At 69.9% G+C, this 15,416-nt stretch carries 17 protein-coding genes; 12 read left to right on the forward strand and 5 right to left on the reverse strand.

All coding sequences use genetic code 11. The features are described from left to right. The first annotated feature begins 145 nt into the window (after positions 1 to 145). From ACXC9Q_RS02050 to ACXC9Q_RS02070, 5 genes are all read left to right on the forward strand, one after another. Positions 146 to 772: a TetR family transcriptional regulator gene (locus ACXC9Q_RS02050; RefSeq protein WP_457054740.1), complete on the forward strand. Its 627-nt coding sequence runs from the start codon at positions 146 to 148 to the stop codon at positions 770 to 772. A 143-nt stretch (positions 773 to 915) separates the two neighbouring features. After that, positions 916 to 1,866 (forward strand): ROK family protein, encoded by a 951-nt coding sequence (locus ACXC9Q_RS02055; RefSeq protein ID WP_329481845.1) that lies wholly within the window; start codon positions 916 to 918, stop codon positions 1,864 to 1,866. Then, a complete protein-coding gene (nagA, locus tag ACXC9Q_RS02060) occupies positions 1,863 to 2,993 on the forward strand; it encodes an N-acetylglucosamine-6-phosphate deacetylase (protein WP_457054741.1) in 1,131 nt (376 codons plus the stop codon). The genes ACXC9Q_RS02055 and nagA overlap by 4 nt, the downstream gene beginning before the upstream one ends. After that, positions 2,981 to 3,925, forward strand: coding sequence for a 1-phosphofructokinase family hexose kinase (locus tag ACXC9Q_RS02065; protein ID WP_457054742.1), 945 nt, complete (start codon positions 2,981 to 2,983; stop codon positions 3,923 to 3,925). Before nagA ends, ACXC9Q_RS02065 begins: the two co-directional genes overlap by 13 nt. A gap of 15 nt (positions 3,926 to 3,940) precedes the next feature. After that, positions 3,941 to 4,777 carry a class II fructose-bisphosphate aldolase gene (locus tag ACXC9Q_RS02070; protein ID WP_457054743.1) on the forward strand — a complete coding sequence of 279 codons (837 nt, stop codon included), beginning with the start codon at positions 3,941 to 3,943 and terminating at the stop codon, positions 4,775 to 4,777. Between the two features lie 3 nt (positions 4,778 to 4,780). On the opposite strand, the gene ACXC9Q_RS02075 is transcribed toward ACXC9Q_RS02070, so the two are convergent. Continuing rightward, positions 4,781 to 5,038, reverse strand: coding sequence for a hypothetical protein (locus tag ACXC9Q_RS02075; RefSeq protein ID WP_457054744.1), 258 nt, complete (start codon positions 5,036 to 5,038; stop codon positions 4,781 to 4,783). Between the two features lie 75 nt (positions 5,039 to 5,113). Between ACXC9Q_RS02075 and ACXC9Q_RS02080 the strand changes: the two genes are divergently transcribed. The 3 genes from ACXC9Q_RS02080 (at position 5,114) to ACXC9Q_RS02090 (ending at position 7,566) form a co-directional block, all read left to right on the forward strand. Then, positions 5,114 to 5,671, forward strand: coding sequence for a TetR/AcrR family transcriptional regulator (locus ACXC9Q_RS02080; RefSeq protein ID WP_457054745.1), 558 nt, complete (start codon positions 5,114 to 5,116; stop codon positions 5,669 to 5,671). A gap of 70 nt (positions 5,672 to 5,741) precedes the next feature. Further along, entirely contained in the window at positions 5,742 to 6,266 is a 525-nt protein-coding gene (locus tag ACXC9Q_RS02085) for a hypothetical protein (RefSeq protein WP_457054746.1), read from the forward strand. 85 nt (positions 6,267 to 6,351) lie between these two features. After that, entirely contained in the window at positions 6,352 to 7,566 is a 1,215-nt protein-coding gene (locus ACXC9Q_RS02090; RefSeq protein WP_457054747.1) for an APC family permease, read from the forward strand. On the opposite strand, the gene ACXC9Q_RS02095 is transcribed toward ACXC9Q_RS02090, so the two are convergent. From ACXC9Q_RS02095 to ACXC9Q_RS02110, 4 genes are all read right to left on the reverse strand, one after another. After that, a complete protein-coding gene (locus tag ACXC9Q_RS02095; RefSeq protein WP_457054748.1) occupies positions 7,532 to 8,593 on the reverse strand; it encodes an ABC transporter permease in 1,062 nt (353 codons plus the stop codon). The genes ACXC9Q_RS02090 and ACXC9Q_RS02095 overlap by 35 nt on opposite strands. Continuing rightward, a complete protein-coding gene (locus tag ACXC9Q_RS02100) occupies positions 8,590 to 9,468 on the reverse strand; it encodes an ABC transporter ATP-binding protein (RefSeq protein ID WP_457054749.1) in 879 nt (292 codons plus the stop codon). Before ACXC9Q_RS02100 ends, ACXC9Q_RS02095 begins: the two co-directional genes overlap by 4 nt. Continuing rightward, positions 9,465 to 9,857 carry a GntR family transcriptional regulator gene (locus ACXC9Q_RS02105; RefSeq protein ID WP_457054750.1) on the reverse strand — a complete coding sequence of 131 codons (393 nt, stop codon included), beginning with the start codon at positions 9,855 to 9,857 and terminating at the stop codon, positions 9,465 to 9,467. The genes ACXC9Q_RS02100 and ACXC9Q_RS02105 overlap by 4 nt, the downstream gene beginning before the upstream one ends. A gap of 65 nt (positions 9,858 to 9,922) precedes the next feature. Beyond that, a complete protein-coding gene (locus ACXC9Q_RS02110) occupies positions 9,923 to 11,239 on the reverse strand; it encodes a cryptochrome/photolyase family protein (RefSeq protein WP_457054751.1) in 1,317 nt (438 codons plus the stop codon). 50 nt (positions 11,240 to 11,289) lie between these two features. Here ACXC9Q_RS02110 and ACXC9Q_RS02115 point away from each other — a divergent pair, with 50 nt between their 5' ends. From ACXC9Q_RS02115 to ACXC9Q_RS02130, 4 genes are all read left to right on the forward strand, one after another. Next, complete coding sequence (locus ACXC9Q_RS02115) at positions 11,290 to 12,003, forward strand: metal-dependent transcriptional regulator (protein WP_457054752.1); 714 nt, start codon at positions 11,290 to 11,292, stop codon at positions 12,001 to 12,003. Between the two features lie 72 nt (positions 12,004 to 12,075). Beyond that, positions 12,076 to 12,855 (forward strand): class I SAM-dependent methyltransferase, encoded by a 780-nt coding sequence (locus ACXC9Q_RS02120; protein WP_457054753.1) that lies wholly within the window; start codon positions 12,076 to 12,078, stop codon positions 12,853 to 12,855. Positions 12,856 to 12,897: 42 nt separating this feature from the next. Further along, complete coding sequence (pabB, locus tag ACXC9Q_RS02125; RefSeq protein WP_457054754.1) at positions 12,898 to 14,271, forward strand: aminodeoxychorismate synthase component I; 1,374 nt, start codon at positions 12,898 to 12,900, stop codon at positions 14,269 to 14,271. After that, on the forward strand, positions 14,268 to 14,963 hold the full coding sequence (locus ACXC9Q_RS02130) for an aminotransferase class IV (protein WP_457054755.1): 696 nt from the start codon (positions 14,268 to 14,270) through the stop codon (positions 14,961 to 14,963). The genes pabB and ACXC9Q_RS02130 overlap by 4 nt, the downstream gene beginning before the upstream one ends. Positions 14,964 to 15,416: the final 453 nt, after the last annotated feature.

A 15,416-nucleotide genomic window follows, 5' to 3' on the forward strand; every position in this document is an offset into this window, starting at 1 on the left:
TTCAGAGAAATCTGAGGAATTCTCGGAGATTACCGGGCTGAGCCCTCCAGTTCAAACGACCGCTTGAACTATGCTGACTGCAGGCTACGGCGAGTGAGCAGGTGGGGTGCCTGAGCAAGCAGTGGCCGGGGGGAAGGAGAACTCTGTGGAGACACCGGTCGAATCGACCCGGGAGAGGTTGCTCAACGTCGCGGAGCAACGATTCGGAGAAGGGGGTTACGAGGGAACATCGCTGCGCGCCATCACGGTCGCGGCGGCGGCGAACATCGCCGCGGTCAACTATCACTTCGGTTCGAAGGAAGCACTGCTGCGGGCGGCGGTCGCCCGCGCGATGGCGCCGATCAACACCGAACGGCGGCGCCGGCTGGACCAGTTGGAGGCGAGTGGGCTGCCGGCACCGGAGCAGCTGATCCGGGCGTTCATCGAGCCCGGCCTGGAACTGGTCCTGCGCCGCGGCGAGCGCGGTCCGGTGGTCGCGCGGTTCATCGGCCGGATCGCGTTCGATCCGAGCCAGCGGATTCGCGAGTTGTACGCGGCCGAATCCGATCCGGTCGAGAAGCGGTACCTGGCGGCGCTCCAGGCCGCGCTGCCGCACGCGACGCACGAGGCGGTCGCGTTCGGGTTCGTGAACATGCTCGGCCTGCTCGCCCTGCACCAGTCGCAGGCGCTATCGCGAGCACCTGGCGTCACGGAGACCGAGGATCCCGGCAAGCTCGCCGAGGACCTGATCACGTTCCTCGTGGCGGCCTTCGACCGCGGCCTACGGTCCTGATCCGGAGGCGTCCGAAACCCGTGGCACCCTGCCCACGGATTCCGGACGCAACTGAACCAGGAGGGCCACTGGTCTGGTCGGAAGTGTCCGAAGATTGCTCATGGATGTTCGGACTGCCTGGTAACGCTGCATAATGGCGCTCCGTGGACCCCTGTGAAGTCGTGGTTGCCGTCGATCTCGGTGGAACCCGGATGAAATGCGGCCTGGTCGCCGCCGACGGTGCCGTGCTGCACCGCGAGACCAGGCCCACGCCCCGGGAGGCCGGGGGCCGCGCCGTGCTCGACGCGCTGCTGGAAACCGTCGTCGAACTCGGCCAGAAGGCGACTGCCGACGGCCATATCGTGCGCGCCATCGGCGTCGTCGTGCCCGGCGTCATCGACGCCGCGACCGGCACTGTCGGCGCCGAGAACCTGGCCTGGGTCGGGATGCCGGTGCTGGCCGAGATCATGGCCGCCGTCGGGGACGACGTACCGATCGTGCTCGCCCACGACGTCCGGGGCGGCGGGTACGCCGAACTCCGCCAGGGCGCCCTGGTCGGCACCACGAACTCGATGTTCCTCCCGCTCGGCACCGGTATCGCCGCGGCGATGGTGATCGACGGCTCCCTGGTCAGCGGCGACGGGTACGCCGGCGAGCTCGGCCACACGAGGTTCATCCACGGCGACGCCGCCGAGCTCTGTGCCTGCGGCCAGTGGGGCTGCCTCGAGACGGTCGCCTCCGCGGCCGCCCTGGCCCGCCGGTACGGCGCCCGCACCGGCCGGACCGTGGACGGCGCGCGGGAGGTGCTGGAGCTGCTCGCGGCCGGCGACCCGGACGCCGCGCAGGTCTGGGACGACGCGCTGCGGGTGCTGGTCGACGCACTCGTCCTCTACACGACCCTGGTCGCGCCCACCCGGATCGCGATCGGTGGTGGACTGGTCGGTGCGGGCGAGACGCTGTTGCAGCCGCTGCGCGACGGGATCCACGCGCGGCTGACGTTCCAGCGCGAGCCGGAGATCGTCGCCGCCGTACTGGGCGAGGAGGCAGGCTTCATCGGCGCTGCCCGGATGGCCTGGGACCGCGTAGAGGCCGACGAAAAGGGGAAGACCGAATGACGACCTACCGCGTGGGCCGGGTTGTTACGCCGGACGACGTTCTCGAGAACGCCTGGATCCAGGTGGTCGACGAGGACATCCGCGCGTTCGGCCGCCGCGCGGACGGGATGCCGGCCGACGGCAAGCGGCCCGAGGACCTCGGTGACGTGACGGTGGTGCCGGGGTTCGTCGACATCCACACCCACGGTGGCGGCGGGTCGACGTACTCGACCACCGATCCGGAGGAGGCGCGCAAGGTCGCGGCCTTCCACGCCAAGCACGGTACGACGACCACCCTCGCCAGCCTGGTGACGTCGCCGCTCGACGACCTGGTCTCGCAGACGGCTTGTCTCGCGGAGCTGATCGAGGACGGTGTGATCGCCGGCGTCCACCTGGAGGGTCCGTTCCTGTCCGAGGCCCGATGCGGCGCGCACGAGCCCACGTTGTTGCGGCCGCCGCTGAAGGACGACGTGGCGAAGGTGCTGAGCGACGCGGTCAAGATGGTGACGATCGCGCCGGAGTTGGAGAACGGCCTGGAGGCGATCCGTCAGGTGGTCGACGCTGGCGCTGTGGCGGCGCTCGGGCATACCGACGCGACGTACGAGCAGATGATCGCCGGAGCCGACGCCGGTGCCAGGGTGGCGACGCACCTGTTCAACGGGATGCGGCCGTTCCACCACCGCGACCCCGGTCCGGTCGGCGCGGCGATCAACGACGAGCGGTTGCTGCTCGAGGTGATCAACGACGGCCTGCACGTGGATCCGCGGGTCGTCCGGGTCGCGCTCGCGGCCGCCGGGGTGAACCGGATCGCGCTGATCACCGACGCGATGGAGGCGACCGGGATGCCGGACGGCCGCTACCAGATCGGCGGTCTCGCAGTCGACGTCAAGGAGGGCCTGGTGACACTGGCCCACGGCAAGCACTCGATTGCCGGCAGCACCCTGACGATGGACGTCGCCTACCGCAACGCGGTGACGGCCGGAGTCTGGCTCGTGGACGCGTCCCGGATGGCCTCGACGACCCCGGCGCAGACGTTCGGCTGGTACGACGTCGGCTCGATCGAGGTCGGGAAACGGGCGGACCTGGTGCTGCTGGACGACGCGTACGCCGTTCAGAAGGTGATGCGGGCCGGCTCGTGGCTGGACTGATCGGGACCGTCACCCTCAACCTCGCGCTGGACGTCACCTACGAGGTCGACTCGCTCGTGGTCGGCGGAAGTCATCGCGTCGCCGCGATCCGCCGGCGGGCCGGTGGCAAGGGTGTGAACGTCGCGCGGGTGGCGGCGACGCTCGGGCATCAGGTGCTCGTGCTCGGGCTCGTCGGTGGGATCACCGGGGAACTGGTCGCCGAGGAACTGTTCGACGCCGGGCTCACCGCCCTGCTGACCCCGATCGCCGGCGAGACCCGCCGTACCGTTGCCATCGTCAGCGGCGCCGACGGGGACGCGACGATCTTCAACGAAGCCGGTCCGTCGGTGAGTGGGGACGAGTGGCGCGCGTTCGGCGACCGGATGCCGTGGGGGCGGCTGGGTGTGCTCGCCTGCTCGGGAAGTCTCCCGCCCGGGTTGCCGGCCGACGCGTACGCCGAACTCGCGGTCCGCGCGCGGCACCACGACGTACTGACCGTGATCGACGCGGGCGGTGCGGCGCTGACCGCGGCCGCGAAGGCCGGTGCGGTGGTGCGATCGAACGCGGCGGAGCTGCGGGAAGCGCTCGGGGACACGACGGTCGAGGACGGCGCCCGGCAACTGGTCGGGCTCGGCGCGACCGCGGCCGTGATCACCGACGGCGCTCGCGGGATGGTTGCTGCAAGCAACAAGGGTGTGTGGCGCGCGTTGCCAGTTGAGCAGGTCAGCGGGAACCCGACCGGCGCGGGCGATGCCTGTACGGCAGTGGTCGCGGCAGCCGTCGCGGAATCGCCGGAGCCGGAATGGTCCGTCGTACTCAAGTCGGCCGTCGCCGCATCCGCCGCCGCGGTGCTGACACCCGTTGCCGGGGACATCGATCTCGCCGCGTACCGCCGCTGGCAACCCCAGGTCACCGTCAACTCGCCGCCCGGGGCACCTCCGGTCACGTCTTAGCTAGGGAGAAGTTCAATGCCATTGGTATCCGGAGCCGAGGTCGTGCTCGCTGCCGCCAAGGCCGGTCGCGGGGTCGGTGCGTTCAACGTGATCCAGCTCGAGCACGCGACCGCGCTGATCGCGGGTGCCGAGCAGGCCGGCGCGCCGGTGATCCTGCAGATCAGTGAGAACGCGGTGAAGTATCACGGCGCGCTCAAGCCGATCGGAGTCGCGACGCTGGCCGCCGCGGCCGCCGCCTCCGTCCCGGTGGTCGTGCACCTCGACCACGCGATGGACCGCGACCTGGTCACCGAGGCGGTCTCCCTGGGCTTCACCTCGGTGATGTACGACGCCTCGAAACTCGAGTACGCCGATAACGTCGCGACAACGACCGAGGTCACGGCGTACTGCCACGACCACGGCGTCTTCGTCGAGGCGGAGATCGGCGAGGTCGGGGGCAAGGACGGTGTCCACGCGCCCGGCGCCCGCACCCGCCCCGACGAGGCCGTCGCCTTCGCCGAGGCCACTGGCGTCGACGCACTCGCGGTCGCCGTGGGCTCCTCGCACGCGATGACCGAACGGACGGCGCAACTCGACTTCGACCTCATCGCGGACCTCAAGGCCGCCGTCGCGGTGCCGTTGGTCCTGCACGGCTCTTCGGGTGTCGCGGACGCCGACCTGACCCGGGCGGTCGAGTCCGGCATGACCAAGGTCAACATCGCCACTCATCTCAACAACGTCTTCACCGCCTCGGTCCGCCAGGTCCTGGCCGCCAACCCGAAGCTGGTCGACACTCGCAAGTACCTAGGCCCGGCCCGCGACGCTGTGGCCGCCGAGGTCGCTCGGCTGCTCGGAGTCCTCAGGGCGGTCTGAGCACTACCCCAACGATGCGCTGCCCCGCACCCAGTGGGCGCGCAGGTTGTCACGGGCGAGCCGCACCTGCTCGCGGGCTTCCGGGTCCGGTACTTCGAAATCCTCCATCAACCGGGTGAGCGCCAGCTCCATCGCCGCCACCAGCGCGTCCTCCTCGGTGAGCTCGGACTCGGCGACCTCGCGCAGCCCGGCGGCGAGCGCGGTCAGGCCGGCCTGCTCCTGGGCGGTGAACCGCAGCCGGATCTCGATCGTGGTGTCCACTCGTCCTCCTCGCGGCTTGATAGGGTCATGGTGCAATGCAACGACCATGTTGCACAAGAGTGCGGGGTGAGGCCGATGACGATCGCGGTGGACGAGACGCTGCGCGCGGCGACCATCGCCGTACTCGGCGAGCACGGCTGGTCCGGCGTCACACTGGAGCGGGTGGCAGAGAAGGTCGGCCGCTCCCGCGTCACCCTGTGGCGGCAGGGGCTGACCGTCGAGCTGCTGCTGAACGCGCTGCTCGACGCGCTGGCCGAGGACTACCGGGACACCATGTGGCCGGTACTGGCCGGGTCCGGTTCGGGACGCGAGGGCCTGGTGAAGGCGGTGGAAGCCTTGTTCGAGGTGATCGATCGGCATCTGCCCCTGATGCTCTCGTCCGACCTCGTCTTCCACCAGGAGCAGGCGCGCAACGGCCCGGTGTCGTTCCTCGATCCGTTCGAGCGGTTCCTGCGCGAGGGTGAGGCGGACGGCACGCTGCATCCGCACGGCCGGGTCAGCGACGTTGCCGAGGTGCTGATGGTGTCCGCCGCCTTGACCTACGTGCACATGCGCGGCCGGCACCACTGGTCCCGGACCCGGTCCCGTCGGCTCACCCTCGATCTCGTACTCCGTGGCGTGGTGAGCTTCTGAAACATACCCGTTGCGAATTCTGCAACGGTCGTGTTTCACTGGCGGCACCGACAAGCTTTGGAGGACCGCCATGACTCTTCCCTACGCCGAACCGCTGACCCGGCTCGAGCCGCAGCCCCGCGTGGTCCCCGAGCCGCCCCGGGTCGGTGAGCCCGGTGGCGACCCGTGTGGCCTGTGCAAGTGGCTGGCGAATGACGACGAGTCCGAGCACGAGCCGCCGCTCTGGGTCGACGAGAACTGGGCTTTGTGCCGGGCCACCGGCGTCACGATTCCCGGGGTGGTCTGGCTGGCCAGCCGGGGCCATCACGACTCCTTCGCCGACCTGCCCGACCCGGTCGCCGCGAGCTACGGTCCGGTCGTCGCCCGGATCGAGCGGGCGATCCTGGCGCTGGGCGACATCGCGCGGGTGCATGTCTATCGTTGGGGCGACGGCTCGGCCCACTTCCACGTGTGGTTCTTCCCCCGCCCGCTGGGCATGCTCGAGGCCCGGCGGGAGATGCTGCCGCTGTGGGCCGACCTGCTGCCCGAAGCACCCAAGGAGGTCGTGGCCGATGCCGAGCGAAAGATCGCCGCGGCGCTGGCGGCGGACAGCTGACGTGAGCTCGACCGACCCCCGCGGCCCGCGGCCCGAGCCACTGCCGGCCTCCGGCGCTCAGCCCGGTTTGATACGGCGGCTTGGTGTGACCGATGCGGTGGTGATTGGGCTGGGCTCGATGGTCGGCGCCGGAGTGTTCGCGGTCTGGCAGCCGGCCGCCCAGGCCGCGGGCTCCGGACTGTTGATCGGGCTGGCGCTCGCGGCGGTCGTTGCCTACTGCAACGCCGCGTCGTCGGCGCAGCTCGCCGCGGTCTACCCCGTCTCGGGCGGTACGTACGTGTACGGGCGCGAGCGGCTGGGCGAGTGGTGGGGGTTCGCCGCCGGCTGGTGTTTCGTGGCCGGGAAGACGGCGTCGTGTGCCGCGATGGCGCTGACGTTCGCCACCTACGTCGTACCGGGCACCGAATGGCTGCAACGACTTCTCGCGCTCGCGGCTGTGATCGCCCTAGCCGCGGTCAACTATCGCGGCGTGACCAGAACCGCGCGGCTCACCAGGATCCTCGTCGCCTGCACTCTGGCGGTGCTTGCCCTGGTGCTGATCGTCCTCTTCACCGGCGAGCCGCACCGTGACCTGCCGTCGCTCGCCGGCGCCTCGCCGTACGGCGTTCTGCAGGCAGCCGGACTGTTGTTCTTCGCCTTCGCCGGGTATGCGCGGATCGCGACCATGGGTGAGGAGGTCCGTGACCCGGCGCGGACCATCCCGCGCGCGATCAGTATCGCCGTACTAGTTGCTATCGGCATCTACCTGGCGGTGGGGGTCGCGCTGTTGCGAGTCCTCGACCCGGCGTCGACCGCAGCGCCCCTCGCCGCCGCGGTCGACACCGTGGGCGCGGCCTGGGCGTCCCCGATCGTCCGGGTCGGCGCGGCCGTCGCCAGCCTCGGCGCGCTGCTCGCGCTGATCGCCGGCATCGGCCGCACCGTGCTCGCGATGGCCCGCAACCACGATCTGCCCGGCTGGCTGGCCGCCGTACACCCGCGCTTCCAGGTCCCGCACCACGCCGAGATCGCGCTCGCCGTGGTCGTCGGCGTCCTGGTGCTGACCACCGATCTGCGGGGCGTGATCGGCTTCTCGTCCTTCGGTGTCCTGCTGTACTACGCGATCGCCAACGCGTCCGCCTTCACCCAACCGGCCGATCAACGTCGCTGGCCCCGCGCCCTCAACGTGATCGGCCTGGTCGGCTGCGTCGTCCTCGCGGTCACCCTCCCCTGGACCTCCGCTGTGGCGGCCGCCGCACTCCTCGCGCTCGCCGTGATCGTGCGAGCCGTCAGGACAGGTCGCGCCGGATCCGCCAGAAGCTGAACCCGATCAAGGCGAACGCGGCCAGCAGGAACAACCCGAACTCCCGCCACTGCAGCGCCCAGAACCGGTCCGCGGTGAAGTACTTGATGTGCTGCCGGTACCCCTCGTCGGCCAGCCGCTGGTAACAGGCGGCGGCCTTGTCCGACACGCTGCCCTGGCTCGACACGGTGGCGCCGTCCGCCGCGGGAGGCCTTGGCGCACAGTCGATCACCCAGCTCGGCAGGGAGCTCACGGTCTTGCCGGCCTTGTCCACGGTCTTGTCGGACAGCTTCCACGCGCCGACTGCTCCGGACGCGACCTCCATCTGAATCACCCGTGGATTCGGACCGTCGCCGCTGAGCCCGAAGCCACGGATGTTGTCGGCGGTCGCGACGATGTACTTCTCCGTCGGCGCGAGCAGGTGTGGCCGGATCAGGGTCGGAGTGACGACCTGCACGAGGATCACGGCCGCCAGGGTGATCGCGAGCGAGACCACGGTACGGCGAACCACCAGACCCACCGCGACCCCGAGAGCGAACGCGAAGGCGGCGTACCCGACCGGGACCAGCCCACGCGCGGAGAAGATCGGCGGGAACATCCGGGGCAGGTAGGTGTTCGAGTCCTGCCCGGCGTTGATCGCGTCGTCGATCGGATCGGCCCACCAGGTCACGGCCAGGCTCAGCAGACCGGTGATCGCGATCGCGGTCAGGCCGGTGAACGCCACCTTGGTGGCGAGCCAGCGACGCCGGCCGATGCTCTGGCTCCACACCAGCCGGTGGGTGCCGGTTTCCAGCTCGCGCGAGATCAGCGGTGCGCCCCAGAACGCCCCGATCACCGGTGGTGCGGCGTACAGCAACACCTGACCGACGATGTACAGCAGCGGGTTGAGGCGCTGGAACCCGAGGTTCTGGATGAATTGGGTCGTCAGCCGGCGGTAGTCGTCGGCGAGCCCGGATCCGGTGAAGGCGAGGATGATCGCGGCCGCGAGGATCACCGACGCGACCACCAGGAACTGCACACGGAACTGCCGCCAGGTCAGCCAGATCATCGCTGCACCTCCAGGACCGGACGCTCGGGCTGGACGTCGCGGCCCATGTAGGCCAGCACCAGATCCTCGAGCGTGAGTTGGGTGACGTTCCAGGCCGGGTCGAGGATCGGCTGGTCGGTCCGGATCAGGTACGTCGACTGCCGGTCGGTGTGGCTTTCGGTCACCACGTGCTGGTCCCGCGGCAGGTCCTTCGCGTCGCGCCGCGGTCCGGTCAGCCGGCGGTGCGTCGCCAGCAACGTGTCGATCTCGCCGCTCACCTGCACGCGCGAGTCGACCAGCACGATCAGGTAGTCACACGAGCGCTCGACGTCGGAGACGAGATGCGAGGACAGTACGACACTCAGCTCCTGCTCGGCGACCGCCTCCATCAGGTCCTGCAGGAACTCGCGCCGGGCCAGTGGATCGAGCGCCGCGACCGGTTCGTCGAGGATCAGCAGATCCGGACGCTTGGCCAGGCCGAGCGTGAGCGCGAGCTGGGCCCGCTGGCCGCCGGACAGCTTGCCGGCGCGCTGCTTCGGATCGAGCCTGAGGTGCTGAATCCGTTGCTGGGCGAGGGAATCGTCCCACGCCGGGTTGAGCTTAGCGCCGAGTTTCAGGTGCTCGGCGACACTCAACCGGCTGTACGTCGGCGTGTCCTGCGCGACGTACCCGACCTTGGCCTGCTGCGTCCCGGCCGGCGCGCCAAGCACCTCGACCGAACCCGTGGTCGGGTTCAGCATCCCGACCGCCATGTTGAGCAGGGTGCTCTTACCGGCACCGTTCGGCCCGACCAGCCCGACAACATGCCCGGCCGGCACGTCAAGGTCACAGTCGGTCAGCGCCCACCGGCGGCCGTATTTCTTACCCAGACCCCGGGCCTGCAGAACGGCGGTCATGCTATCTCCTCCACGGAGGCGGACCGAAAGGTTGTCAGGAACAACGCCTCGATGCTCTCGTCGTCGAGGCCGGCCTTGCGTGCCTTGGTCAGCCAGCGGCGGAGGTCCTGCCGCAGGGGGCCGTGGGCGGCCAGCGTGTTGTCGGTCAGGGTCCGGGTGACGAACGTGCCCCGCCCGGGCCGGGCCTGCACCAGGCCTTCGTGCTCCAGCTCGCGGTAGGCCTTGAGCACGGTGTTCGGGTTGATCGCCAGCACCGCGACGACGTCCTTCACGGTCGGCAGCTGGTCCCCCTCCCGCAGCAGGTCGAGCCGCAGCGCGTTCCGGACCTGCTGAACGATCTGCTGGTACGGCGACACCCCCGACCGCCCGTCCAGATGGAACTCGATCATCTCCAACCCCATTCATCTAGTTACCTAGTACTATAGGGGTGCAGCTCAAGTCCGCGTCAAGAGTGTCAGCGGATGGCGTCGTACCGCCGGAGGGCTTCGCGGCGGGCGTCGGCGTGGTCGACGATCGGGTCCGGGTAGCCGTCGGCGCCGCCGTGCTTCCAGGGTTCGTGGGCGGTCGTGCCGTCGAGGTGCCGCAGCTCGGGCACCCAGCGCCGGACGTACTCGCCGGCGGGGTCGAACTTCAGTCCCTGGCCGACCGGGTTGAAGATCCGGAAGTACGGCGCCGCGTCCGCCCCGCAGCCGGCCACCCACTGCCAGTTCAGCGAGTTCGACGCGAGGTCGCCGTCGCGCAACGACCGCAGGAACCAGCGCGCGCCGAACTTCCAGTGCACATGAAGGTCCTTGACCAGGAACGACGCGACCACCATCCGCACCCGGTTGTGCAGGAAGCCTGTCGAGGCGAGCTGCCGCATGCCGGCGTCGATCAACGGGAACCCGGTCCGGCCGGCACACCAGGCGTCGAACAGGGCGCCGGGTTCGTCGTACTCCATCCGCTCGAACTCCGGACGCAGCGGCTTCCACGCGGCCTCGGGATGCCGCGCCAGCAGGTCCGCGCAGAACTCCCGCCAGGCGAGCTCGCGGCGATACGCGTCCGCGCCGGCGCAGCGCTCGCGGGCCAGATCGGCCAGCATCGTCCGCGGGTGGATCTCGCCGTACTTGAGTGGGATCGACATCCGCGAGGTGCTGTCGAGATCGGGCCGGTCCCGCTCGTCGTCGTACTGCGCAACCCGCTGCAGGTACTCCTGCCAGTGCTCGAGCGCCGCCTGCTCACCAGCGCTGTCCACGCAGCTGTCCGGCAGTTCCTCGCCGGCCGCGTTCACCCACTCGACCTTCGCCGGGGCGTCGACGGGCTTCCGCCACCCGTGCTCGAGCCAAGCGCGGAAGTACGGCGTGAACACCTGATACGGCCGCCCTTGCTGGTTGAGGATCCGCCCCGGGGCGATCGCGTACGGCGATCCCGTCGCCACCAGCGGACACTTCAATGAGGCTTCAACTTCCGCGTCCCGCGCCTGTCCATAAGGACCGTGATCCGCGCTGACGTGCACGCTGGACGCCCCGACCTCCTCAGCGAGGGCCGGGATCACGTCCACCGGATCACCCCGCCGTACGACGAGCCGGCCTGCGAGCGATTCGGACAAGCGGTGCAGGGACGCCACCAGGTGCTCACGCCGTGGATCGCCCGCGCGATCCCACAGTCGCGGGTCCATGACGAAGGCCCCGAGCACCCGGCCGCCACCCGCGGCCACGGCGTCGAGCAACGCCGGGTTGTCGCTGAGCCGGAGGTCCCGCCGGAACCACATCACCGCTGTCACGTCGCGCATCCTTCAGCAGTACCCACACCGATTGGGTAAGGCTTGCCTATTAGGTGACAATGGGTGTCGTGAGCGAGCTGATCGATACCACCGAGATGTACTTGCGGACCGTCTACGAGCTGGAAGAAGAGGGGATCCTGCCCCTGCGGGCGCGGATCGCCGAGCGGCTGCACCAGTCCGGTCCGACGGTCAGCCAGACGGTGGCCCGGATGGAGCGCGACGGCCTGATCAAGGTCGAGGGCGATCGGCACCTGGAGCTCACCGACGTCGGCCGCAAGCAGGCGGTCCGGGTGATGCGCAAGCACCGGCTGGCCGAGCGGTTGCTGGTCGACGTGATCGGCCTGGAGTGGGAGGACGTGCACACGGAGGCCTGCCGCTGGGAGCACGTGATGAGTGACGCGGTCGAGCTGCGGCTGCTGAAGATCCTCGACAACCCGACCGAGTCCCCGTACGGGAACCCGATCCCCGGCCTGGAGGAGCTCCAGACCAGCGGTATTGCGAGCGATATCGGCGAGTTCCGGATCGGCGTCGAGCCGCTGGACAAGGTGCTCGACCAGGCCACCGGCGACAGCGTGCGGGTGCTGGTCCGGCGGATCGCCGAGCCGGTGCAGACCGACGACGACGCGATGGCGGTGCTGCGCAAGGCCGGGGCGCTGCCGGGACGCGAGGTGGACTCGACCCTGGACGCCGAGGGCGTGCTGGTCGGCAGCCGCGAGGCCGGTGGTGTGATCAGCGACGAGACGGCCGGCCACATCTTCGTGAGCCGGGTCTGACGTTCAAAGCTGTGTTAACGCTGAGCACTCGATGCGGTACGTCGGGTGCCCAGCAGGTAGCCTCTAGCCGCAATGTCTGAGAACGCGATCGACTGGCCCGAGTATCTGCGAGAGTTCCACTCCGCGACTCCGGGCAGCACTGAAGCCCTGTTGTCCCGAGCGGTGGCAGGGGACCATACGCCGTACCGCTGGCTGGTCCGTGCGGTGTCCGGCGAGGCCAAGCGCGTGCTGGATCTCGCCTGCGGTAACGGTCCGGTCTCCCGCGAGCTCCACGGCCGGTGGGTCGTCGGTGTCGACAACAACCCGGCCCAGCTGGCCGGTGCGCCCGGGCCGAAGGTGCAGGCGGACGCACTGCACCTGCCGTTCGCGAACGAGGTCTTCGACGTCGTCACCTGCTCGATGGGCCTGATGGTCCTGCAGCCGCTGCCCGACGTGCTGGCCGAAGCCGGCCGGGTCTTGCGGCGGGGCGGCGTACTGGCCGCAATCGTGCCCGCGGTGCGGCCGCTGCGGCGCGGTGACATCCGCACGCTGAGCGGCCTGACCACGCGGCTCCGGTCGACCCCGCAGTTCCCGGCCGGTGGTGAGATCACCGAGCTCAAGGACCAGTTGCACCACGCCGGTTTCGACGTGATGGAGAGCCAGCGCGAGCGGTACGTGTACACGATCCACAGCCGCGACGACGCCCGCCAGCTGGTGAACGCGCTCTACCTGCCCGGTACGCCGGACGTCCGCCGCGACACCGCGGCCGGGTGGCTCGCGGACCGGGCCGAGTCCAAGGACGGCCTCGAGGTCGCGATCCCGATCCGCCGGATCACCGCGATGCGTACCAAGCTCGCACTGAGCGGTTCCTGAACCAGGGCTTACGCCGCGCCCCGCGGTCTGTACCGTGTGCCTGTGGGTGCGCTGAGCTGGTCCGTCCGGACGGTTGACCGGGCGCTCGACGGTGAGACGGTCTACCGCGAGCTGCTGGCCGGTGAACCCGTCGCGTTCTGGCTCGACGGCAGCCTGACCGACCGGGCCGTCCGCCGCGTCTCCGTCCTCGGTACGACGCTGGGCCCGGCCGCGGAAGTCGTCGTACGGGATGTTGCCGATGGCGATGTGTTCGCCGAGCTGAACGCGTTGCTGGCGGGGCGGTCCGCCGACGTACCTGCTGAGCTGGCGGGGCTGTTCAGTGGTGGCTACGTCGGGTATTTCGGCTACGAGTTGAAGGCGCTGACCGGGGGAGCCGCGGCCCACGAGTCGCCGGCGCCGGACGCGCTGTGGATCTGGGCGAACCGATTCGTCGTCATCGATCACGACCACGAGGTCACCTATCTCGTCGCGGTGGACGAACCTGGTGCCGGCGACGACTGGCTGGTGCGGGCGGAGCGGGCGGCCGCCGACTGGTGGATGGGCAGCGTCGAGGTGCCCGCGATCGCGACGCTCGACCTGGAATCACATCTCGAGCAGGGCCGGTCGACGTACCTGGCCGGTATCGCCGCGTGCAAGGCCGCTCTGGAGGCGGGGGATACCTGGGAGATCTGCCTGACGAACCGCGTCCGGCTGCCGGCGGTGCCCGACCCGTTCGAGTTCTTCCGCTGGCAGCGGGCGGCTAACCCGGCGCAGTACGCCGCGTTCCTGCGGTACGGCGATCTCGCGGTGGCGAGCTCGTCAGCGGAACGCTTCCTGACCGTGGACGCGGACGGGTGGGCCGAGTGCCGCCCGATCAAGGGCACCGTGCCACGCGACCCGGACCCCGCGCTGGATCGGCTGGCCGCGAAGGCATTGGCCGAGGACGAGAAGACCCGGGCCGAGAACCTCATCATCGTGGACCTGATCCGCAACGATCTCGGCCGGGTGAGCGAACCCGGGACTGTGCAGGTGCCGCGGCTGATGAACGTCGACACCACTCGCTCGCTGCACCAGCTCGTCACCACGGTGCGCGGCCGGCTGCGGTCCGGGGTGACCGCGGTCGACGCGGTGCGGGCCTGCTTCCCGCCGGGGTCGATGACGGGTGCGCCGAAGATCCGCACGATGGAGATCCTCGACGAGCTCGAGTGGAGCGCCCGCGGCGTGTACTCGGGTGCGCTCGGCTATCTCACCGTGGACGGCCGCGCGGACCTGAGTGTGGTGATCCGGACGGCGGTGCTGACTCCGGACGAGACGGTGATCGGTGCGGGGGGTGCGATCGTGCTCGACTCCGAGCCGGTCGCGGAGTACGACGAAATGGTGCTGAAGGCAACGGCAGCCGTAGGCGGGAACGCCGCGGCCGAAGGGTGGGGGAGATGAGTGGTTTGCAGGTGGCGGATTCGTTCCTGGTCGCCAACGGCACGGTCCGGGGGATCGAGCTGCACCGGGAGCGGTTCGTACGGTCGTGTGCCGCGGCGGGGGTGGATTCCGCGGGCTTCTGGGACGAGCAGGTCCGGCGGCTGCCCGGCTTCGGCCGCTGGTTCCCGCGCTTCGAGCTGCACACGTCCGGCGAACTGGCGGTCCAGCTCCGCCCCGCACCACCGATCGGCGGCCGCGTCCGCGTGATCGTCCACGAAGGTCCGGACCCCCGGGTCAGTCCGCGCGTGAAAGGCCCCGACCTCGAACTGCTCGGCAAGCTGAAGGAGTCCGCCGCGCACCGCGCCGACGAGATCCTCCTGCTCGACCAGGACGGCACCGTCCTCGAGGCGGCGTACTCCGCCCTCGCCTGGTGGGAGGACGACACCCTCTGTTTCCCGCCCTCCGACCGACCCCTGCTCCCGTCCGTCACGGCCGCATTGCTCCGCCGGATCGCCACCACACAAGGCGTCCCGGTCGCCGAGCACCCGATCACGCCGCGCGATCTCGAAGCCACCACGGAGGCGTGGCTGGTGAACGCCCTGCACGGGATCCGCCCGATCCACGCCTGGTCCGACTCCGCCATCGACCCCCTCCCCAACTCCCACTCCACCCCCTGGCAACACCACCTGGAGTCCCTCGCCCAACCCCTCTGACGCCAACCCGCCATCCGAGGGGTCAACCCCTCACCCGGTGGGTTGCCCCGTGAGAATCCGTGGGGGCAACCCTCCAACCTGGGGGTTGACCCCTGAAATGGGCTCGCGTGGACCGGAGGACCGGCCCGCCTGATCGCCGTACCGACTTCCCCTCCGCCCACAGCTCAGGGGTCGACCCCTCGCCCGGTGGGTTGCCCCGTGAGAATCCGATGGGGCAACCCACCAACTCAGGGGTTGACCCCTGAAATGGGCCCGCGTGGACCGGAGGGGCGGCCCGCCTGATCGCCGCACCGACTTCCCCTCCGCCCACAGCTGAGGGGTCGACCCCTCACCTGGTGGGTTGCCCCATGAGAATCCGATGGGGCAACCCACCAGCTCAGGGGTTGACCCCAAAGCCGGTTAGTTAGGTGGGTTGGGGTGGTGTCAAGGGCGTGTTGGACGTGGAGCAGCGGA

Source organism: Kribbella sp. CWNU-51, from assembly GCF_054073265.1.

Coding starts and splice junctions, on each gene's coding strand:
- ACXC9Q_RS02080 (WP_457054745.1), top strand. CDS start 5,114: ATGACGATCGCGGTGGACGAGACGCTGCGCGCGGCGACCATCGCCGTA.
- ACXC9Q_RS02070 (WP_457054743.1), top strand. CDS start 3,941: ATGCCATTGGTATCCGGAGCCGAGGTCGTGCTCGCTGCCGCCAAGGCC.
- nagA (WP_457054741.1), top strand. CDS start 1,863: ATGACGACCTACCGCGTGGGCCGGGTTGTTACGCCGGACGACGTTCTC.
- ACXC9Q_RS02120 (WP_457054753.1), top strand. CDS start 12,076: ATGTCTGAGAACGCGATCGACTGGCCCGAGTATCTGCGAGAGTTCCAC.
- ACXC9Q_RS02105 (WP_457054750.1), bottom strand. CDS start 9,857: ATGATCGAGTTCCATCTGGACGGGCGGTCGGGGGTGTCGCCGTACCAG.
- ACXC9Q_RS02130 (WP_457054755.1), top strand. CDS start 14,268: ATGAGTGGTTTGCAGGTGGCGGATTCGTTCCTGGTCGCCAACGGCACG.
- ACXC9Q_RS02115 (WP_457054752.1), top strand. CDS start 11,290: ATGGGTGTCGTGAGCGAGCTGATCGATACCACCGAGATGTACTTGCGG.
- ACXC9Q_RS02100 (WP_457054749.1), bottom strand. CDS start 9,468: ATGACCGCCGTTCTGCAGGCCCGGGGTCTGGGTAAGAAATACGGCCGC.
- ACXC9Q_RS02095 (WP_457054748.1), bottom strand. CDS start 8,593: ATGATCTGGCTGACCTGGCGGCAGTTCCGTGTGCAGTTCCTGGTGGTC.
- ACXC9Q_RS02085 (WP_457054746.1), top strand. CDS start 5,742: ATGACTCTTCCCTACGCCGAACCGCTGACCCGGCTCGAGCCGCAGCCC.
- ACXC9Q_RS02110 (WP_457054751.1), bottom strand. CDS start 11,239: ATGCGCGACGTGACAGCGGTGATGTGGTTCCGGCGGGACCTCCGGCTC.